Source organism: Gammaproteobacteria bacterium (assembly GCA_035279405.1).
Taxonomy (GTDB): Bacteria; Pseudomonadota; Gammaproteobacteria; order Natronospirales; family REEB76; genus REEB76.
In genome coordinates, this window is the sequence record DATEHU010000034.1 from 124,162 (window position 1) to 145,617 (window position 21,456).

The 21,456-nt window shown below is 63.2% G+C and carries 16 protein-coding genes; 1 reads left to right on the top strand and 15 read right to left on the bottom strand.

Annotated elements, in window-relative coordinates; genetic code table 11:
* Positions 1-15: 15 nt before the first annotated feature.
* The 11 genes from VJR90_08465 to VJR90_08515 all read right to left on the bottom strand — a co-directional run bounded on the left by VJR90_08465 (position 16) and on the right by VJR90_08515 (position 12,863).
* The gene (locus VJR90_08465; GenBank protein ID HKV97504.1) at positions 16-2,202 is read right to left on the bottom strand and encodes an acetyl-CoA hydrolase/transferase C-terminal domain-containing protein; all 2,187 of its coding nucleotides are present in this window, start codon (positions 2,200-2,202) and stop codon (positions 16-18) included.
* Between the two features lie 13 nt (positions 2,203-2,215).
* Positions 2,216-2,584, bottom strand: a complete 369-nt coding sequence (locus VJR90_08470; GenBank protein HKV97505.1) for a DUF559 domain-containing protein — start codon at positions 2,582-2,584, stop codon at positions 2,216-2,218.
* Between the two features lie 71 nt (positions 2,585-2,655).
* A complete protein-coding gene (locus tag VJR90_08475) occupies positions 2,656-5,166 on the bottom strand; it encodes a prolyl oligopeptidase family serine peptidase (protein ID HKV97506.1) in 2,511 nt (836 codons plus the stop codon).
* 34 nt (positions 5,167-5,200) lie between these two features.
* Positions 5,201-6,343, bottom strand: a complete 1,143-nt coding sequence (locus VJR90_08480) for an aminotransferase class V-fold PLP-dependent enzyme (GenBank protein HKV97507.1) — start codon at positions 6,341-6,343, stop codon at positions 5,201-5,203.
* A 55-nt stretch (positions 6,344-6,398) separates the two neighbouring features.
* Entirely contained in the window at positions 6,399-7,679 is a 1,281-nt protein-coding gene (locus VJR90_08485; protein ID HKV97508.1) for a diguanylate cyclase, read from the bottom strand.
* Between the two features lie 101 nt (positions 7,680-7,780).
* Positions 7,781-8,404 (bottom strand): glutathione S-transferase family protein, encoded by a 624-nt coding sequence (locus VJR90_08490; protein HKV97509.1) that lies wholly within the window; start codon positions 8,402-8,404, stop codon positions 7,781-7,783.
* 193 nt (positions 8,405-8,597) lie between these two features.
* The gene (locus tag VJR90_08495) at positions 8,598-9,278 is read right to left on the bottom strand and encodes a general secretion pathway protein GspB (protein ID HKV97510.1); all 681 of its coding nucleotides are present in this window, start codon (positions 9,276-9,278) and stop codon (positions 8,598-8,600) included.
* Between the two features lie 2 nt (positions 9,279-9,280).
* Positions 9,281-10,879 (bottom strand): AAA family ATPase, encoded by a 1,599-nt coding sequence (locus tag VJR90_08500; GenBank protein HKV97511.1) that lies wholly within the window; start codon positions 10,877-10,879, stop codon positions 9,281-9,283.
* Between the two features lie 15 nt (positions 10,880-10,894).
* On the bottom strand, positions 10,895-12,055 hold the full coding sequence (gene dinB / locus VJR90_08505) for a DNA polymerase IV (GenBank protein ID HKV97512.1): 1,161 nt from the start codon (positions 12,053-12,055) through the stop codon (positions 10,895-10,897).
* Positions 12,052-12,306 carry a hypothetical protein gene (locus VJR90_08510; protein ID HKV97513.1) on the bottom strand — a complete coding sequence of 85 codons (255 nt, stop codon included), beginning with the start codon at positions 12,304-12,306 and terminating at the stop codon, positions 12,052-12,054. The genes dinB and VJR90_08510 overlap by 4 nt, the downstream gene beginning before the upstream one ends.
* Entirely contained in the window at positions 12,303-12,863 is a 561-nt protein-coding gene (locus VJR90_08515; GenBank protein HKV97514.1) for a DUF4136 domain-containing protein, read from the bottom strand. Before VJR90_08515 ends, VJR90_08510 begins: the two co-directional genes overlap by 4 nt.
* Before the next feature lie 155 nt (positions 12,864-13,018).
* Between VJR90_08515 and VJR90_08520 the strand changes: the two genes are divergently transcribed.
* Complete coding sequence (locus tag VJR90_08520) at positions 13,019-14,893, top strand: diguanylate cyclase (GenBank protein HKV97515.1); 1,875 nt, start codon at positions 13,019-13,021, stop codon at positions 14,891-14,893.
* Here the strand turns inward: VJR90_08520 and VJR90_08525 are convergent.
* The 4 genes from VJR90_08525 to VJR90_08540 all read right to left on the bottom strand — a co-directional run bounded on the left by VJR90_08525 (position 14,890) and on the right by VJR90_08540 (position 21,272).
* On the bottom strand, positions 14,890-16,338 hold the full coding sequence (locus VJR90_08525) for a DUF4286 family protein (GenBank protein HKV97516.1): 1,449 nt from the start codon (positions 16,336-16,338) through the stop codon (positions 14,890-14,892). The genes VJR90_08520 and VJR90_08525 overlap by 4 nt on opposite strands.
* On the bottom strand, positions 16,335-18,863 hold the full coding sequence (locus VJR90_08530; GenBank protein ID HKV97517.1) for an acyl-CoA dehydrogenase: 2,529 nt from the start codon (positions 18,861-18,863) through the stop codon (positions 16,335-16,337). The genes VJR90_08525 and VJR90_08530 overlap by 4 nt, the downstream gene beginning before the upstream one ends.
* Before the next feature lie 86 nt (positions 18,864-18,949).
* Positions 18,950-19,387, bottom strand: a complete 438-nt coding sequence (locus VJR90_08535) for a thioesterase family protein (GenBank protein HKV97518.1) — start codon at positions 19,385-19,387, stop codon at positions 18,950-18,952.
* 136 nt (positions 19,388-19,523) lie between these two features.
* On the bottom strand, positions 19,524-21,272 hold the full coding sequence (locus VJR90_08540) for a GAF domain-containing protein (GenBank protein ID HKV97519.1): 1,749 nt from the start codon (positions 21,270-21,272) through the stop codon (positions 19,524-19,526).
* Between the last annotated feature and the right edge of the window lie 184 nt (positions 21,273-21,456).

Consider the following 21,456-nt stretch of genomic DNA (forward strand, 5'->3'; position numbering starts at 1 on the left):
AAAACAGCAGCATTTTCACCCAGACTCGGCCTGATTTTTCACGCCGTGCGCCAGAGCGGCGGCCAGCAATTTGGCCGCAAACCACTGGCGCAGGCCGGCGGGCCGGTCGAGGCCCATGCGTTGCAGGTAGGGCCGGCAGGCGGCTTTGCCGGTTGACGCGACCAGCGCCGCCGCCATTGCAGCCAGGCGCCCCGGCCAGGTCCCGGTGCGGCGCTTGAGATTGAGCAGCGCCTTGCCGAGTACCAATTCCTCCGCGGTGAAATCGCAACCGAAGGGGAATTCCGGGAACAAGCCGGCTTTGCGGAAAGGTTCGAGCCCGGCGTGAAGTTCTTGCGGCGTGTTGTGCCGGAAGATTTCCGGAATTTGATAATCCGCCATGATCTTGCCGGCACGCTTGGCCTGCACCAGCAGTTCATCCTGGAAGCGCGAGTCACAGATGTTGAGCAGCGCGGCGATCACTTCCCAGTCCTGTCTGCCGCGTAGGTCGGCGATGCCGTACTCGGTAATCACGAGGTCGCGCAGGTGGCGCGGAATGGTGCACTGGGCGTAGTCCCATACCAGGTTGGAAACCGTGCGGCCGCGTTCTTCGCGGGTGCTTTTCAGCATCAGTACCGAGCGGGCTTCCCTGAGTGCGTGCGCCATGGCCACGAAGTTGTACTGGCCGCCGACGCCCGACACCACCTGGCCGCCCGCGAGCGTATCGGAAGCCGCGGCGCCGAGCAGCGTCATCTTCATGCAGGTGTTGAGGAAGCGCGAGTGGCGGTGCTGGCTTTGCTCGAGGGCCACGTCGCTGAAGATTTCGTTGACCTTGGACACCGCGGTCATGCTGAACAGCCGGCGCTCCGGTTCCGGCATCCGACGCAGCTCGTCGTAGAACCAGTTGGAGCCGAGGAAGAACGCGCCGTGCAGCAGCACGCCGCCGGTCAGCCGCGTGCCGAGGGCCTGCGTGACGATGCGGGCGAAGTTTTCACGATCTGTCAGGTCCGGTTTGAGGCGGGTGCCGTCCGCCAGAATCAGCACGTCCCCGTCGCAGCGCACCTCCGCGCGCAGGATGCCGTAGCGTTTGAGGAAAATCACATCTTCGGCGGTTAGCGTTGCGTGAATTGCGCCGGCCTTGAGCAGCACGCTGAGCGTGTCCGGCCCGATGCTTTCGGAAAGTTTGCCCGCATTCAGCAGTTTCTGGATGGCGTCGTGATCGTACACGCGGCGCTTGAGAATGCCGGCGCGGTAAAGATGCAGCAGGCTGTCGCTGAACATTTCGCTGCCGGCATACAGGCCGGTCCCAAACGGTGCCGTTTCACCGAGTGCCGCGATCACGCGCTCGAACTTTGCCCGCACGCCCAGCGTTTGCAGCAGTTCCAGATAGCGCGGATTGTCGGCATGCCGCAGCCGCGTCGAGTACACGAAGGCATCGCCCAGCGAACCGATGCCCACCTGCAGGGTGCCGCCGTCCCGGACAAGCGTGCTGGCGTACAGGCCGATCATGTGTTCGGCGGGATCAATCGCGAGGTTGGGCACGGCAAACAGCTGGTGCGCATACCGCGGGTTGTCCACCAGCATGTCGAAGAACTCCGCGCCGACCTCGGCATCGCCGTGCATGTAGGGCAGATGGTTGTTGACCAGTCCCACGACCGCGACTTTGCGGCCGGCTTTTTCGGCGGCGCGCAGCGGCGGCAGGATGTCGAGCGTGAGATCCGGGTTGCCGGAGAGGCTGTAGAACCTGCGGCCGTCGCGTTCCTGTTTGGCGACCATCTGCAGGATTACATTCACGCCCGCGGCCAGCATGTCGCGTACCACGTGCGTGTAATTGCTGCTGACGTAGTGCTGCTGCGCATGCGCGTTGCCGAGCAGATTGCCGGACTTGAAGTAGAACTCGGAGATTTCTACGTTGGGCGGCAGCGCGCCGCGCTCCAGATCGCGCAGGTAATCGAGATCGGGATAATCGCCGAACACGCGCTGCGCGAACGGGCCGAGGAAACGCCTTTCCAGATCGCTTTTGCCCGCCGGGCGGTTGAGCGAGAGCGCGGTCATGATGGTCAGGCGGAGCGAGGCATCCCTGCAGGCGCGCCCGTAGAGGGCGTTCAGCAGAGGATTGGGTTTGCCGATGCCGAGCGGCGTGCCGACCCACAGGCGCGTGCCGGCGCGCGCCAGGATCGCGTCCACGGCGGCGTCGAGGTCGGTAAGTAATTGGGGCAGGGGCACAGGCGATTTTGGGTTACCCCTCTCCCCTTGTGGGAGAGGGGTGGGGGAGAGGGCGGATGGCCGCAGCAATCCGTTCCAGGACCGCCGGCGCTTCCTGTAGTACCTCGTTATTCCAAAAACGAAAAATTCGAAATCCCTGTTGCTCCAGCCAGGCATCGCGGAGTCGGTCAGATTCACGATTCAGGTGTTGTCCACCATCCACTTCGACGACTAGCTTTGTCTGGAAGCAAACGAAATCCACGATGTAAGGTCCGATTGGTTGTTGGCGCTTGAATTTTGTTCCCATGAATCGATGGGCGCGTAAGCGCCGCCACAAAAGCCGTTCTGTGTCGGTCATCCGCTTGCGCAAAACTTTGGCAGTGTTCAGGGTAGGACGAGGCATTTCCCCCCCCCTCTCCCTACCCTCTCCCACAAGGGGAGAGGGTGAGATAACCGACAACGTTGATAGCGTTTCTAATGTTTCGCCGCCGGCGGATTGACGTAGGTCTGGAACAACCGCCAGATGCGCCGGTATTCGTCCAGCCACGAATACGCCGCGGCAAAGTCGTGATGCTCGGCCGGATAGATCATCACGTCGAAGTTCGGATTCCTCAACTCCTGGAGTTTCTGGATCATGTGCACCGTGTCCAGGAAAAACACGTTGTCGTCTTCCATGCCCTGCAGAATCAGCAGGCGATGCTTGAGCTGACCGGCGTAATTGATGGGCGAACTCACGAAGTAGGCCTCGGGATCGATCGCCGGGCGGTTGAGGATGTCGGCGGTGTAGAAATCGTTGTAGTCCGCCCAGTCGCCCACCGGACGCAGCGCCGCGCCCGCAGCGAAGAGGTCCGGACGGCGGAACATCATCATGTAGGTCATGAAGCCGCCGTAGGAACCGCCCCACACGCCCAGGCGCTGCGGGTCCACGTGCCAGTCCTGCTCCAGCCAGTGCACGCCGTCCTCGATGTCCTGCACTTCCGGATGGCCCATGTGCCGGTAAATGGCGGTGCGCCAGTCGCGGCCGTAGCCCTGGGAGCCGCGGTAATCCATGTCCAGCACCAGATAACCGTGCTCGGTGAGGAAGGTGCTGAACATCATTTCGCGGAAATAATACGACCAGCCCTGATGCGCGTCCTGCAAATAACCGGCGCCGTGGATGAACACCACCGCCGGCCAGGATTGCGCGGTCGAGTAATTCTGCGGCAGGTACAGGCGCGCATAAATTGGCTGCTTGACCTCCGGATGCGAGGAGGGCACCTGCACGATTTTGGGCGCGATCCAATCCATGGACGTGTAGGCGCTGGACATCGTATGGGTCAGTTGTTTGGCCGCACCGTCCGGGCGCGCGTTCGCCACCCAAACTTCCGGATGCGTGAGCGTGGTGGAGTGATACACGAGCAGCTTGCGTCCGTCGGGCGAGAGCGCATACCCCATGCCGCCGCCTTCGAGCGCCGAAGGTTGCGGCCCGTTGACGCCGCCGAGATTCGTGACGGCCAGCATGTCCCCGGTGCGCACATTGACGCGATAGATTTCATAGATGCCGGGAGCCTTGACGTTGACGACCACGAAGAACTCGCGATCGTCGCGCGTCAGCAGCGGATCGGAAACTTCAAACTTGCCGCTGGTGAGTTGACGTGCCGTCTTGGCGTTGATGTCCTTGAGGTAAAGCTGCGAATAATTCGTGGCTTCGGACAGGTACCACAGGGTGTGGTTGTCGTGCAGCCAGCCGAAATCATTGAAATCCCAGTTGATCCACGCCGGGTCGGTGAGCCGGTTCTGGGTTACGAGCGTCTTGGTGGTGAAATCCAGCGTGGCAATCCAGCGGTCCTTGTTGTCATTGGCGCGGAACATGAACGCCAGTTGCGCGCCGTTGTCGCTCCAGGCAATACCCCACACGGACACCGGCCGCACGGCCGGCGCTTTCACCGACTCCTCGGCGGTCTTTTGCGGAATGCCGTGCTTCACGTCCCAAGCCAGCGCGGATTTGCGCAACGCCGCCAGCGGATCGTCCTTGATGCCGGGCAGTTGCGTGAGGTCCGCATCAAAGGAGCTGTGGTGCTCCAGGTCCAGGACCATTACGGATTGCGGCGGCGGCGGATTCAGGCCGACGTAAGTATGGCGCTTGAGCGTTTCCACGTATCCGGAAGCGGTGATCCATTCGGGCATGATGCCGGGCGCGCCGCGCTGGTAGTTCGCCGGAATGGTCACCAGCACCAGCCAGCGGCCGTCGGGCGAGAGCGAGCTGCGGATGATTTTGATCTGGTCGCCGAGATACCAGGGCGCCGGCATGCGCGTGGCATCCGCGCTGTTTTGCGCCTGCTGCTGATTGTGGGCGGCCTGGGCATTGGCCTGTTGCTTGCTCAGAAATTCAAAGAGCCGCAACTGTTCGGCTTGCAGATAATTCTGCGGCGGTTTGACCTTGTCCGGATCGTCCGTGAGCTGGATGTTGGCGGCCAGCGATACCAGTCCGGTGTGCAGGTCGTACAGGTAAATGTCATTGCCCTGATGCCACTGCACGCGCGCGCCGTCGGCCATGAATTCGGCATCGTTCTTGGCGACGCTGTCGCGCGTGAGCTGGCGCAGCGCACCGGTTCTGAGATCGCGCACAAACACGTTGTTGTCGCGCACGAACACCTTGAGCGTGTGCGCGAGGTTATAGCTGTCGCCGGGTGCGGACACCGTGCCGAGGTCGCCGTCCGACACCTTCACGACGACATCGCTTGCGACGTTGACCGCGTACAGGTCGCGCAGCGGACTGCCCTGGCGCTTCTGCCAGTAGTAGATGTGGCGGCTGTCCCAGCTCCAGTAGGCACGTTCCGGCGGATTCCCGATCCAGTCCGGATTGGACATGATCTGTTCCAATGTGATGCTGGCAGCGCCCGGAGTAACACCGGCGGCCGGAGCGGTGCCGCTCTGGGCGGCGAGTGCTGGCAACGCCGCGAGCAGCAGCAGACCCGACAGCAGGGAAATCAGGCATTGGCGCATGTGAAATTCCTCGGAATGCAAATGTCGTTGGGATTCAGACCGCAGCCAGCGCCTGGTCCAGATCGGCCATCAGATCGCCGACATGCTCGATACCCACCGACACACGCAACAGGTTGCGCGGCGTCTGGGTGTCCGGGCCTTCCATGGAAGCGCGGTGCTCGATCAGGCTTTCCACGCCGCCCAGACTGGTGGCGCGAGTAAACAGATTGACAGCGGCCGCCGTGCGCATGGCCGCGGCTTCGCCGCCCTTGAGCGTGAAGGATAGCATGGCACCGAAGGCACGCATCTGCTTCGCGGCGAGCGCGTATCCGGCATGCGATTCCAGTCCGGGATAGAACACCTGCTCCACGGCCCGGTGGTCGGCAAGGAAGCGCGCCAACTCCAGCGCATTCTGCGATTGCGCGCGGATGCGCAGCGATAGCGTGGCGGCGCCGCGCAGCAGCAGCCAGCAGTCGAACGGCGAAGGCACCGCGCCGGCTTCGGACTGCAGAAAACGGAGGCGTTCAGCGAGCGCAGAGTTTTCCCGCGCCACGATGGCGCCGCCCAGCACGTCGCTGTGGCCGCCGAGATACTTGGTGGCGCTGTGCATGACGAAATCCACGCCATAGTCGAACGGGCGCTGCAGCACCGGCGTGGCGAAGGTGTTGTCGCACACCGTGGTAATCTTGTGCGCGCGCGCAATTTCCACGGCAGCGGCGAGATCGGTGATCTTGAGCAGCGGATTCGACGGGGTTTCGAGCCACATGAGCCGCGTGGTCGGCGTAACCGCTTGCCGCAGTGCGGCGAGATCGGTGCAATCCACGAAACTCGGCTTGAGCTGCCAGGGTTGCATGATTTCGCGCAGCAGCCGCATCACGCCGTGATAGGCATCGCGACTGCAAATCACGTGATCCCCGGGCTTGAGTGCCTGGAAAACCGCACCCGCGGCGGCCACGCCCGAAGCAAACGCCATGGCGCTCGTGCCGCCCTCGAGCGCGGCGAGACAGCGTTCCCATTGCACGCGATTGGGGTTGGCGACGCGCGCATAGCTGAAACCATGCGGGTAACTGCCATCGGCCTCGCGCGCGTAGGTGGTGGACAGGTGGATGGGTGGGCTCACGGCGGAGGTCGCGACATCCGGTGCGTGACCGGCGTGCACGCTCAGAGTTTCGATGTGCGGGGCGGAACGGCTCGGCATTTGCGGGCTCCGGGTTGCAATGCAGAAAGTTACAGGGGAATGCGCGCCGTCGCGTTCAGGTCGGCGCCACGAAGGCCACGCGGTTGCGGCCCTGCTTCTTGGCCTCGTACATGGCGCGGTCGGCGACCTTGAACAGTTCCTCGAATTTGACCGCCTGACCGTGGGTGCGCGCGGTCACGCCGATGCTGGCAGTGACCACGATGCCCTCGGGCTTGAGGCCGGCGATGGCACGGCAGATCTCTTCGGCGCGGCGGTGCGCATCCTTGCCCTCGCAGTGGTTGAGCAGCACCACGAACTCCTCGCCGCCTACGCGCGCCGCCAGATCGCCCTCGCGGCAGGCCTGGTGCAGCATGGCGCCGGTCTTGGCGAGCACGCTGTCGCCAAACGCATGGCCGCGGGTGTCGTTGATGTTCTTGAAGTGGTCGAGGTCAATCACCAGCAGGCTCACGGGATAATCGTAGCGCGCCGCGTTGCTGAAGTACTTGGGCGCGAATTCGCGCAATGAATTGCGGTTGTACAAGCCGGTGAGTTCGTCCTTCATGGCCAACTGGTACAACTGCTGCGACTGTTTTTCCACCTGATCCAGCAACTGCTTGTTGATGATCAAATTGCGCACGCGCGCGCGCACTTCTTCTTCGAGCGGCGGTTTGGTGGCGTAATCGTTGATGCCGAGACGAAACAGCTCGATGCGTCGCGAGGGATCGTCCATGCCGGACAGCGCCAGAATCGGCACGCGGCGTTTGCTCGACGCCAAGTTACGCACGCGGTTCACCAGGCCCACGCCGCTGATCGGGCCTTCGAGCAGGATGTCGCTGACGACCAGATCGTAGTCCTGCTTCTCGAACGCCTCGAGCGCCGCGTCCGCCGTCCGATAATGATCCACTTTCAGATTCATCTGCGTGAGCAGCGGAATCATGATGTGCGAGGCCACTTGGCTGTCCTCGATATACAGCACGCGGCCGTGCACTTCGGGCGGCTCTTCGAGAAAGAAGCGGCTCAGGTGGTCAGTGAGGTCCTTGGCGTCGGTGCGTTCCTGGATCTCGGTGACCCCGGCCTCGAAGGCCTCGTGGCGCTGGCGCTGGTCCTCGGTGGAAGTCAGCAGGATGAAGGGGGTTTTGACGAACTGCGGCAGGGTACGCAGGTGCTGACAGAGCGCGATGCCGTCAATCCCCGGCAGGCTCAAGGCCGCACACACTAGACCCACGGACTCCTTGTGCAACACGTCCAGGGCTTCTTCGCCGGAGCCCACGACGATGGAGTGATGGCCGAGATTGGCCACCATCTTCTGCAGCACGCTGCGAAACACCTTGGAATGGTCAACGATCAGGATGTTCATGCCGAGTACGTGTTGGTGCTGCCGGTATCCCCGCCATCAGTGTACCCGGGGCCGCGGCGCGCGGCATGCCAGGGCCATGCGCGCTAGCAAGCGTTACGTCGCTAGGCCATTTTGGGCGGTTCGGTAGCCTGCCAGGCAGGCAAGGTCTGGATGCGTTTTAACCAGCCGGGAATGTGCGCATGGGACTGTATCGGCAGCGTCACGAAGGCTGCGAACGCGGGCGCAATCGAAATGTCGGCAAGCGTCAGCGTTTCGCCTGCCACCCAGGGATGCTTCGCCAACTGTGCGTCGAGTACTTTGGCAAACCGCGCAATCTGGTCTTCTTGCCGCTTGATCTGCACAGGGTCCGGTTCGCCGCCGTTGAAATACCGTTGTTTGAGCACTTTCTCGAAGACCAGCGCTACGACAGCCGGAGCCCAATGATTCGCCGCCCAGAACAGCCAGCGGTTGACCTCGGCGCGTGCCCGCCGTTCGGCGGGATAAAGCGTATTGCCGGATTTGGTTTCGGCGAGATAGATCATGATGGCGGCGGACTCCGGCAGCACGAAATCGCCGTCCGCCAGTACCGGCACCTTGCCCATGAGATTGATGGCCAGATATTCGGGCGTGCGCTGCGCGCCCTTGGTAAGGTCCACGTTCTGCAATTCCAGCTCGATGCCAAGGAGCGCGGCCACGATACGCACCTTGCGGGAATTGGATGACAGCGGCGAGTAATACAGTTTCATTGGTAGCTCCTTGGAAACATCTGACAATATCTCAACAGCGAACGCCAGGCGCGCGAAGTCCCCCTCCCCCCTTACAAAGGGGGAAGCGCGCTGCGTGCAGGGGGATTTTGGATGCAGCCATATTTTCTTGGGTGCTGTCAGGAATGACAAGCTAAGCATTCGTCCGCAAGAGGCCGGGGCATTAGCGTCGCATTCACAGTCGCGGCAACAGGAATTCCTGCCCCTGGTATTCCAGCACCACGCCATTCGGCACGATGGCGAGCACCTTCGGACCTTCCTTGAGCGTGTCGCCTTTCCGGTAGCGCTGCATGTTGATGACCACGAAACGGTCGGCCGGGTTGGCTGCGTACCCGTGCACGTCGAGGTGCAACGGCGGCAACGCTTGCTGGAAGGCGAGCGGCAACGTGTCCAGCGGCGGTGGATTGCCGGCATCCAGATTGATGACGCCGGAAGCTGAGGAACTCGCGGGCACCGCCATCGTCGGCGTTGCGCTTGCGGCGGCAGGTGCGGCCGATTTCTCCGCAAGCGTGCCCGGCGGGATCGGGCTTACCGTCACAGCTGCGGGCGCGGTGGAAGTCGCGGCGGCTTCCGCGGCGAGCGAGCGCACGGCCGGACGATAATCGGGTGCCGGCACGGTCGGTGCGGGAGCCGGGACTGCGGCCACCGTCACCGACGCGGAGCGATGATCCCGACTGTTCCAGAAGATGATGGCCAGCGCCCCCACATTCACGATCAGCAGCAAGCCGACGAGCGTGGCCCACGGTGTCGGCATGCGTGCGTGCTCCGGCGCTGCGTCAGCCGCGCTCACCCGGCCGCTCAGATTCTGCTGGCGGGTGCGTTCGGATTTGCGCAGCGCATCGAGGATCAGCGACACGCTCAATTCCCCGGCGCTGTGAGCGTGGGCGTACCGGGCGCGTCCAGTACCGAATTCAGGTGAATCAGGGTTTCCTCGCCGGCGATGCCGTCCGGCTTCAAATGTTGCGCGGTCTGGAACTGCTTGACCGCGGCGGTCAGCGGGTCGTCATAGTGGCTGCTGCCGGAGTCCTTGGTGTGTTGCAGCGCAGCGAGCTGCGTGCGCAGCCAGGCCACCGCGGTGCCGACCATGCCCGGCGTGAGCGAAGTCGGCGCGTTGGCATTGGGTTTCCACAGGAACAGGTACTCGCCGTACCACAGCGGGTCGAGCGCGCTCAGCGGAAAGCTGTGGCTCGCGCTGCCGGCGCGCAGCGTGATGCGATCGCCCGCGAGCCCGGTCACCACCACCTGGTGCTGGATACCCTGGGCGTCGGTGAGCGTGATGATTGCCGGCCGGTCGAAGCTGCGCAGATTGTTCCAGGTGCCCTTGCGGAACAGGCAGCGCAATCCCGCTTGCCGGGCTTCGAGACAGCCGCTGCCGGTGCTGCCCGGCGTGTAATGCGCGCCCCAGAGCGAAAACAGCGTGGCGAAGGCACTGTCGGTATCGGTGGGATGGGCCGGATCGGCGAGCCAGCTTTGCGGCGTGACGACGGGCGCGGGCTTGGCAAGCGCAGCGGAAGTGTTCGGTGGCGTGACCGGGGCGTCGGACAAGCGCACACCAAGATTCCCGGTTGCCGCCAGCAGCGTCACGGCCGACAACAGGATCACGGCGGTGGTGCCCAACCACAGGAGTGCGCGGCGGCCCTTGGCGTGCGGCCGCTGTTCCAGCACTTCCTGGGCGGCACGGCGTACCAGCGCGCTGTCCACCTGGCGCAGCTCATGCGTGTAGGCGCCGAGCAGCGCGCGGTCGCACACGATGTTGATTACCCGCGGGATGCCGCGGGTGTAGCGCCATACCGCGCGCAGACCCGAGGCGGTGAAAATCGGCGCCAGCGCACCCGCCACGTTCAGCCGATGGTGTACATAGGCGCGCGTGTCTTTGTGCGACAAGGGTTCGAGATGGTAGCGGCCGGTGATGCGCTGGGCGAGCTGGCGCAGATCGTCGCGTGCGAGCAGCACGCGCAATTCCGGCTGGCCGACGAGGATGATCTGCAGCAATTTCTGGCGGCTGGTCTCGAGATTGGTGAGCAGCCGCACCTGTTCCAGCACTTCGCGGCTCAACGCCTGGGCCTCGTCAATGATGAGCACCACGCGCCGTCCCCGGGCATGGGCCTGCAACAACTGCGCGTTGAGCGCATCAATTAGTTGCTGCGGACTGTGCTCCGGCGGGCAGCCGATATGCAGTTCGTGACAGATGGCGCGCAGGAATTCCGGGATACTGACGCGCGGATTGATGATGAGCGCCGCATCCACGGTGTCCGGCAGTTTTTCCAGCAGCGAACGGATGAGCGTGGTCTTGCCGGTGCCCACCTCGCCGGTGAGCTGGATGAAACCACCGCTTTCGGTGACGCCATATAAAAGGTGTGCGAGCGCTTCGGTGTGCCGGCCCGAGAGGAACAGGTAACGCGGATCGGGAGTAATAGCGAAGGGGTTTTCGCTGAGACCGAAATAGCCGGCGTACATGCGCTTAATGATGCCTCATTCCGGGGGCGACCGCAGGCCGCGTGACAGCGCGCTCGCGCCAAAGCGCGTGTGCACCGCATCCGCGGCTTTGTCCAGACGCTGCGCACGCTGCAGCGATTCCTCGAACAGACCGAGCTGATCGGCCGCGGCGAAATCGCGTGCACCTATGCCGATGAGCCGGAGCAACTGGCGCGGATGCCGCGCCAGCCATGCGCGCAGCAGTTGCTGGGCGAGCGGCCAGAGCACCGCGAAACTCGCGTCCGGCGGTGCAAAGCGCCGCTGACGGGTGTGACGTTTGAAATCGGTGGTGCGCAGCTTGAGCACCAGTGTGTGCGGCCGCAGTTGCTGGTGGCGCAGGATCGCGCACAGACCTTCGGTCAACGGGCGCAGTTCGCCGGCCAGCGACTCGTAGTCCGCGAGGTCGCGTTCGAACGTGGTTTCCTGGCTGACCGAGCGCTCCTGCGCATCGCCGCCCACGCTGCGCGCATCCTCGCCGCAGGCCAGTTGCTGGAAAAAACGCGCCTGGTTGCCGAACAAAGCCTGCAACAGCGGCGACGGCGCGTGCCGCAATTCCGCGACCGTGCGGATGCCGGCAGTTTCCAGATGCACGCCGGTGCGTGGACCGATGCCCCAGAGCGCGGTCACCGGCAGTGGATCGAGCAGGGTTTGCACGTGCTCGATGGCAACGTGCAGCAGACCATCGGGCTTGGATTTTTCCGACGCGATCTTGGCGATAAGCTTGTTGGGGCCGAGACCGACCGAAGCGGCGAGTCCGGTGCGCGCGCGGATTGCCTGTTTGATGCGGCGGCCGATGGCCAGCGGATCCTCGCAACCGGGCACGTCGCTCAAATCCAGGAACGCCTCGTCCAGCGACAGGCCTTCGACCTGCGGCGTGAATTCCTCAAAGCAGGCAAATATCTGCGCGGACACCTGCTGGTAGCGATGCATGCGCACCGGCAGATACACCGCGTCCGGACAGCGGTAGCGCGCTTCGTACATGGGCATGGCGGAACGCACACCGAACGGACGCGCCTCGTAGCTCGCGGCACACACCACGCCGCGGCGGCTGGTGCCGCCGACGATCACCGGCCGGCCCTGCAGTTCGGGGCGATCGTGCTGTTCCACGGAGGCGTAGAACGCATCCATGTCCACGTGTGCAATCAGGCGGGTGTTCACGGGCGTGTGAGTTTTTGCACGGCGGTTTCCGCAAGCAGCACCACGTGCACGCTGCTGGCGTAAACGCGGCCGGCGGCGCGCAGGCGCTGGATTTCATCCCGGTCGCGTACCGCGTCGAGGCGGATGAAATCGGCCGTCTCCTCCAGCCCCGGCAGGGCGCGCTTGAACGCCCGGAAGGCGGTGCCCTTGGGTGTGACCCAGCGCGCGTCCAGTTCCTTGAAGCTGACGAAGCCGGCCGTGCTCAGGCTCACGCGCCCGGGAAGGCGGGGAATTTGGCCAGAATCTTGTGCACGTCCTGGGCCACGGCCTGCTCGGAGTAATTCTCCTGGCTGATCCAGTCCTTGGTCCAGCCGCGCCACACCAGGCGCTTGCTGCGGCCGTCGATGATGTCCAGCATCAGCGTGCCCTGGTCACGGCTTTGCACGTTCGGACCCACTGGTACGACCACGTTGCCGAAGCCGTAGGGGTAGTAACCGCCGAATCCGACGGCAAAGCTGGCGCCGCTGCTTTCCAGCTTCTGCTTGCTCACAGTGTGGTAGGTGACGGTGAAATCCGGCGACTGATCGGCGGCCACTTGCGTGAAGCCGCGCGCGGTCAGATTCGCCACCACGGCGCGCTGCACGCGCTCCTCCAGAATCTGGCTGTCCAGGATTGGATTGCTGACCGGACCGATGGGCGGGCTGACCCAGGCAAAGCTGCGCAGTCCGGTGAGTTTGACGCTGTTGTCCTGCTCAACGTACACGCGCGGCGCACAGGCGGCGAGCGCCACCACCGAACACAGTGAAAGGGCCAAAAGGAGCTTGTGCATGCGGGCGGAACCTCGAAAATCCTGATTTCCCGGTGTCCGTGCCACGAGTTTAGCACGTGGGTTTGCGCACGAATGGGGGTTATGTACACTCCTTGGTCTAGGGGATCGGCGTGCGCGGGAATGCGTCGCCGCTATTTAAAGATGTCTGGGGAAACATGAGGAAAGTAGCCGATATTCCCTACTTGTCTCTGGCCTACGCCGCAGTGCTGGCGGTCGCGGCTGCGGCCGTGCTGGTATTCCTGTCGTGGTACACCGGTACGGTCATCGCCAATCCGGTCGCGTTCGTCGGATTCATCGTGTTTGGGCTGGCGGTCGCCTCCTTCGGGTTCCCGGCGCCGCATGTGGGCTACGTGTCGCTCGACCGGGTGGTGCAGTTTGCCAGCATCCTGATTTTCGGTGCGCTGCAGGCGGCCTGGATCGTGGGCCTGGCTGCCCTCATCACGCCGCTGCTGGCCTGGAAGCGGGTACGCACCGGCGGCCTGCGTCTCACGCTGGTGCGCTGCCTGCACAACGGCGGCATGACGGCGTTCATCATCCTGATTGTCGGTTATCTGTACGAGTTCTTCGGCGGCAGCCTGCCGCTGCGGCGCCTGGATCCGCACGACGTGCTGTTGATCGTGCTGCTCGCGCTGTTTCTGCAACTGCTCAACATGCTGTTCATGGCCGTGATCGCCCGCCTGGAAGGCTACGATTGGCGCCGCGCGTTCGGGCCGTTCGCGGCGAGCGTGGATCTGGCGGCCATTCCCCTGGCGGTGCTTACCGCGCTCATCTACAACAGCCTGTTCTGGCAGGCGTTCGCGTTGTTTCTGCTGGTGCTCGCCATGATTGTGTTTATCGTGCGCCGCCTGGCGGATACGCGCCGCGTGCTGGAAGACAAACTCGTCACGCTGGTGGCGGCCAACCGCGTGGGCCGCGCGATCAGCAGTTCGCTGGTGCTGGACGAGCTGCTGGAAATGGTGTTCCGCGAAAGCCGCAGCCTCATGAGCTTCGATATTTTCATTCTCGGACTGTACGACGAGAGTACCCACAGTATCGACGTGCGCCTGCATCACAATCCCCAGGGACGCCAGCCGCCGCGCCGCCAGGATCTGGGCGTGGGCATACTCGGCTGGGTCATCAGCCACAACAAGCCGGCGTTCATGCGCAACTGGCAGCGCGAAACCGGCGAACTGAAGCGCATCCTCTACCAGATCGGTCACACGCCGCAGACCCTGTCGCTGATCGCCGTGCCCATGAGCTATCGCGAGCGCGTGCTCGGAGTGCTCAGCGTGCAAAGCTACGCGGCCGACCAGTTTGACGAATCGCACGTCAGCCTGCTCACGAGTTTCGCCAGCCAGGTGGCGGTGGCGATCGCCAACGCCGGCCTGTTCTCGGAACTCGAGCGCAACCGCAACCAACTGGAACAGCGCGTGGCAGAGCGCACGCGTGATCTGGCCGCGAAGAACGAGGAACTGCACGCCCAGAAGGAACGTGCCGACATCCTGGCGGAATCCCTACGCTCGGCGCAGCGTAAAATCGAGCGTGAGCTGGTCAAGTCACAGCGCGAGACGCGTCTCGACGAACTCACCGGACTGTACAATCGCCGCGCATTGGACGACCGCCTCGGCCAGGAAGTGGTACGTGCACAACGCTACAAGCGCGCGCTGGCGGTGGTCATGGCCGACATCGACCATTTCAAGTCGGTCAACGACCGGTTTTCCCACATGGTGGGCGATGACGTGCTGCGCACCATCGCCAACATCCTGCGTGCCCAGTGCCGCTCGATTGACGTCATCGCGCGTTACGGTGGCGAGGAATTCCTGCTGTGTTTCCCGGAAACTGCGCGGCACGCGGCCGCCACGGTGTGCGAGAAAATCCGCCAGCAGGTTGAATCCCACGACTGGGGCAAAATCCAGCCGGGGCTCGCAGTGACCATCAGCCTGGGCGTGGCCGCGGCGCCGCCCGAGTACGATGTGGACACGCTGATTGCCGAGGCTGACCACAAGCTCTACGAAGCCAAGCACTCCGGCCGCAACCGCGTGTGCGCCTAAGTGGCCACCACGTAGGCGAAAATCACCGCCATGCCGCTTACCAGCACGCCCAGCAATGCTACCCAGTAGATGAATCCGATCAGCAGGTATTTGCCCAAGGTCTTGATGAACGACTGGCGGTAGTAAAACAGCATCGCCAGGAACACATAGATCACGATATACCAACCGAGAATCACGTTGAGGTAATGCGCCGGCGTCGTGGCCCAGGCGGCCTGCTTGCCGAGCAGATTGGCCAGCACCATCACCAGCATGATCACGAAGATGAACGCGTGGTTGTGCAGCGCGAAGATCAGGTGCTCCGTGTAGTAGCGCCGCGAACGGATGTAGAACAACTTCAGCAGCAAGGCCACCAGCGGCAGGAACACAAACATCAGCTTGGGCAGGTAACTTTGTATGGCGCGCGAGACTTGGGCTTCGAATTCGTTCTTGGGCATGTCGATCTTGCGCCACAGGATGGTGAAGTGGACCCGGTTGTCGTTGCCCGCGCTGTCGTTGACGGTGACGCCCGGGACCGGTGCGCTGCTGCTGCCGGCCGCAGCCGGCGTCCTGGAAGCACCGGGAGCGGATTTACCCTGGTGGGCTCCGCCGGCCGTGGCGCCGAGCAGCGCCTGCTTTTGCGCTGCGCTCAGATACGGGCTGGCGCGGATTTCGTGTTGTTGGGCGGCGGTCAGAGCAGCGGCGGTGTCCGGTGATTTGGTTGCTTTGGCGGCGCTGTCGCTGTTGTCGAAGCGGAAAAAATTCGGGGACGTGACGTTCCAGGCCACCAGGAAAAACAGAATGCTGCTGAAGATGTACAGGCGCAGCGGGTTGATGTAGCGCACCCGCCGGCCGGCCGAGTACTCGCGCGACAGGAATCCGGGGCGGAATAGCAGCGGCATCACGCTGCGGAAGAACTTGGTATCGAAACCGAAGTGGTTGCCGAAAAAATCCTGGATGTCGGCCAGCAGCGGCGCAGCGTAACTTTGGTTCGGCTGCCCGCAGGCCACGCAGAATCTTCCCAATAACACCGCGTTGCAGTTCTGGCAGCGCAGGGTTGGCTGCGCCAGCGCCGCCGCAACCGCAGCGTCCGGCGCCAGTTCCCGGCCGTCGGCATCCAGCAGCCGGCGGCTGGAATGCAGTTGCGTGGCGAAATAACGCCGGCTTTCGGCGCGCATGCGTGCGGCATGCTGGCTCAGGTAATTTTCGAGTTCCGCACGGCTCGCGAGACGGTATTGCACCACGCGTCGCACGCTGCGCGCATCGGCCAGCGGCTGGAACTCATCCGGCGTCAGCAGGCGTGCGTCCAGAAATCCCGGCAGCGCCAGCATTTCGCGCATGTGCTGCTTGAGCCACGTGTCGAAACGCCTGGCCGCACGCCTTTGGATGTCGAGCGTCACTTCATAGATGATTTCGCTGCTGCTCGCCGCCGCCGGTACCGGCAGGCCTGCAGATGCGACGTCGCTCACGTGGTCACGGCATGCGGCGGGAACGGTTTGGTGCCGAGTTCATCCGGCGCGAAGTCGTCCACCGCGCAGATCTCGTTGGTGAGTTCCTCGAGGCGCTGCAACTGGCGGCCTTCTTCGGCACTGATGATGCCGGCCGCGCGCGCCGCGCCGATGCGCTCGGCGCCCGGCACGAGCTTGAGTTCGCCGCTGCGCAGCGCCACGTGGATTTTCTTCTCCACCGGTTCGAGCTTGAGCGCCAGTTCCAGCGCCTCGGCCATCATCCCCACCGGGCTTGCCTTGTCAGCGGTGTAGGTGTTGCGCGTGAGGCGCGCGCGCGGGCCGCCGGGGGTGCTAATTAGTTGCGCCACGCGGTGGCCGCACGCGTCGCTCGGCGCCGAATAGGTACGGCCGCGCGTGAAGATCAGGAAGCGCAACAGCCCCGCCACCCAGCGGTTGGGGAAGTTGCGCAGGAAACCATGCATCTGCTCCTGCAAATGATAAAGCGCCTGGCGGCAGGCCCAATCCACCAGCGGCAAGTCCTCGCTCTGGCGCCCCTGATCCTCGTAACGCTTGAGCACCGCTGAAGCGATGTACATGTAACTCAGGATGTCGCCGAGACGCGCGGAGAGTTTTTCCTTGCGCTTGAGCGTACCGCCGAGCGTCAGCATGGCGGCGTCCGATGCCAGCACGAAGGCGGCGCTGAAGCGGTTGATGTGCTGGTAGTAGCGGCGCGTTGCTCCGCTGACTGGTACGCGCGTGAGCTGCGCGCCGGTGAGCGCCAGTATCAGCGCGCGTGCGGCGTTGCTGAGCGCCAGGCCGATATGGCCAAACAGCGCGTCGTCGAATTGTTTGAGAGCCGCGTGGTGTTCCTTGGCGGCCGGGGCGCGCTCCTCGGCGCTGCCCGCGGCCGCCAGCGCATTGGCGGCATGCTCTTCCATCGCAGCCGAGCGCATTTCCGTGAGCACGTAGGGATGGCAGCGGATGGCGCCCTGGCCGTAGATCATCAAGTTGCGCGTGAGGATGTTGGCGCCTTCCACGGTGATGGCGATAGGGATGGACTGGTAACCGCGGCCGAGATAATTGCGCGGCCCGAGCTGGATGCCCTTGCCCCCGTGAATGTCCATGGCGTCGTTGCCGACGATGCGCGCCATTTCGGTGACGTGGTACTTGGAGATCGCCGCACACACCGCCGGTTCCTCGCCCTGGTCTATCGCCCAAGCGGTGAGCGTGCGTACGGCTTCCATGGCGTACAACAGGCCGCCCATGCGCCCCATGACCTCGTCCACGCCTTCGAACCTGGCAATCGGCAAATTGAATTGTTTGCGCACCTGCGCGTAGGCCCCGGTGGCGTACACGCCAAGACGCGAACCGCCCGCGGTGTTCGAGGGCAGCGAGATCGCACGCCCCGCGCCCAGGCATTCCATGAGCATGCGCCAGCCCTGCCCGGCCATCGGCATGCCGCCGATGATAGCGTCGAGCGGCACGAACACGTCCTTGCCGTGCGTCGGGCCGTTCTGGAACGGAATATTGAGCGGGAAATGCCGCCGGCCGATGGCGATGCCGGGCGCGTCGCGCGGGATCAGTGCACAGGTGATGCCGTACTGATCCTTGTCGCCCGCGAGGTGTTCGGGATCGTAGAGTTTGAACGCCAGGCCGATGAGCGTGGCGATCGGCGCGAGCGTGATATAGCGCTTGCTCCAGTTAAGGCGGATGCCGACGACTTCCTTGCCCTGCCAGCGGTCTTTGCACACCACACCGTAATCGGTGATCGAGCCGGCGTCCGAGCCCGCGGTGGGCGAGGTGAGCGCAAAGCACGGCACCTCCTCGCCGGAGGCGAGCCGCGGCAGGTATTGGTTTTTCTGCGCTTCGGTTCCATAGCGCAGCAGCAGCTCCGCGGGACCGAGCGAATTCGGCACCGCCATGATCGACGCCGCGGTCGGGCTGCGGCTCGCGACCTTGGCAAGAGTTTCGGAATTCATGAGCGCGGAGAATTCCTTGCCGCCGTATCTTTTCGGGATGATGTAGGCGAAGAATCCCTGTTTCTTGAGGAAGTCCCAGGCCTCGGGCGGCAGATCGCCCCATTCGTGGGTGATCTTCCACTCGTCCAGCATGCCGCACAGGGTCTCGACCTCGTCGCCCAGAAACGCTTGCTCCTCGTCCGAGAGCTTCGGCGCTGGCGTGTTGAGCAGTTTCTTCCAGTTGGGCTTGCCGCTGAACAGTTCCCCGTCCCACCACACCGTGCCGGCTTCGAGCGCCGCGGCCTCGGTTTCCGACATCTCCGGCATGACCTTGCGGAATATGTCCAGCAACGGCCGGCTGATCCATTGCCGGCGCAGTTCCTTGATGTTGAGCGGAATCGCGATCGCCAGGAAGATGATCCAGAACAAGAGCGTCAGCCAGTCCGGACCGGTACCGATGAGCGTGTACACGATCAGGTACAGCAGATACAGGCCGGTGGCCACCAGCAGCGAGCTGCGCAGATACAGGATCGTGAGGCTGTAGGCGATGAAGACGATGATCCAGAGGATGGCAATGGCTGCGGACACGGCAAAATCCCTGTTGTTTGTTGAGAGCGGCGGCCGGCCGCGGGTCTGGAAACTATACCCCAGCAACCGACCCCGTTAAATGGCCGTTACTGCGCATTTCCTGACTGCAGCTTTGCAAGCATGCCGGGCGGGAACGCCATGGCCTTCTGCGCGTGGAAGTCGAAACACACCGCGCCGGTTTTGGCTTCCGCGACCGTGCGCTCATCGGCCGCACGGCTGACGCGATAGTAAAAATCACAACCGCGGCTCGCGAATTCTCCCGCCGCCACTTCAATGTGCAGCCGGTCGCCGAAGAATGCCTGCGCCCGGTAAACGATGGCCGCGTCGGCAATCACGAAACCGATGCCGTCGGCGCCGATTTCCTCGATGCCCAACGATGCCAGGAAACGCCGGCGCGCTTCGTGTATCAGCGTGAGTACGGCGTCGTTGCCGAGATGATTGCCGTAGTTCAAGTCTCCGACGCGCACTTCGAGTTCGGTTTGAAACGCAAAGTGCTCCGGTAGTTCAATTTTGATGCGCGACATGCTGCTGTTCCAGATTTTGTAGGAGCGGCGTTCAGCCGCGATTCCAACGTCTCACGCCTCGAAGGCGATCTTGATTGCTCCCCTCATCCAATCTTCTCCCCCAAGGGGGAGAAGGGACAAGGAGGTTGAATTGGTTTTATGCCGTTTGCCAGGCGGCCACCAGTTGGCGGGCACGTTCACGGGCGCTCGTGGCATCCAGCGCGCCGCGTGCCACCGAGTCCACGAAGTTTTCATGTTCGCGGCTGCGCAACGCATAAAGCGCCGCGCCCGCCTGCTGGGCCACGTGGAACAGCAGTGCGCGTTCGTCGGCGGTGTACTGTTCCGCCGGCCGTGGACCGCACACCAGCGCGCCGATGAGCTTGCCGCGTACCGCCATGGAAAATACGTAGCCGCCTTTTCCGAGCGCGCTCCTCATCTCGTGCAGGTCGGCTTCATGATCGCCGGCGCGCAGGCGCACAAACGCCAGATCATCTGCTTCCACCTGCTGCGGGAATTCGGCTGTCCCATGTTGGCGCACGCGTGTATAACCCTGCGCCTGGCGTTCGTATAGTGCCACGCTCTCGGCATGGCTGTGGTCAAACACCTGCTGCGCCGTCAGGTCGAGCAGGTGTTCCGGTTGTTCGATGAAGCTGCAGGTGCGCGCGAAGTCGTTGAGCGCCTGCTCGGCGCGGTACTGGCGGCGGAACACCAGGCGGTTGATATAGGTGTCGAGATACTTGCGCAGGCTACCGAGCACGATGCCAAGCGCCAGCGGCACGATGAGTTCCAGAATCAGGCTCGCACCGCGTCCCAGCGTTTCACGTTCCACCAGGGCATTGATGGCGGCGAATACGCCCACCACGATGGCGGTGATGACACCGTACAGCAACGTGCGGTTCAGCACGATGCGCACGTCCACCAGGCGATGGCGCAGCAGCGCGTAACCGTAACCCGCGACCGCCAGCAGAAACGCAATCTCATTCAGGATAGCGAGCGTGAGAGCGGAAACCGGATTGCTGGTCTGGGTTGCGATGTAAGACAAGACGACCGCCAGCAATACCATACCCGTACTGGCCAGAATCCAGCGGATGCGCAGCCGCTGTTCCGCTCCGGCCCGTGTGTACCCCAATACCAGCATCAAAAACGCAATCAAGCCCAGCCATATGCTGATCGCCGGCAGTATCAATGCCGGCACGCCGTTCCAGGCGAAGTACACGATCCCAAGTGTGCGAATGCAGGATAACCCCGCAAGTAGCGCAACTGAAATGGCAAATATCCAGGTGAAAGTACGTTTCAACACCGGCTTCAAGCCTTCTGCGACAACGGCATAGGCCATGAGATACAGGCCGGTCAATAAAAGCTCAGCAACAATACAATTTCCTAAAACATCCAGGAAAACGGCAATGCTGGCGGAAACCGGAATGCTCCGCATACCATTGAGGATGACGACATTCAAAGACATCAAACCCAGGCCCCAGGCCGCCAGATTCCGGCCGCGCCACAATGCCAGTAGCCCCAAGACCAGGAAAGCGAATGGCAACAAATACGCCAGAATCTGATTGACGGAGTTGAACGCGGCTGGCGACGGCACTTGGCTGATTACGGACACCCGTAATGATTGATTTCCACGGCGCACTACCATGTCGTAGCTCAGCCCCGCCTTGATGGTTTCGGGCAACAGGAATGCCGCTCGTGCCGCCGCAGACATCTGTTTTATTTCCAGTTGATCTCCGGACTGCAGCCCGGCAGCAAGTGGTATTCCTCCCGGCGCACTCACGTAGATGGCCGAGCCCCTATGCGTGATGCCCACCGGTAATCCGGCGTGGGTGTTGAAGAATGTCAGTTGGATGAAGGCAGCTACGGCTACAACGCTCAATATTCCAAAGAACCAGACACGGCGACTCATGGGCATGTCCTCGACGGTGGAGACGCGCGCAATGTACTCCCGGCAAATCCGGTGCGCATCCCTTTGCACTCCCGGCATTGCGGCTGGACGGATACGGGCTGTTGGGCGTAGGCTGCGCGCTCGCCAATCAGCGGCCGGCTCGGAACCAAAGTCCCGATACGGTGTCCTGACTGCATCGGTATCG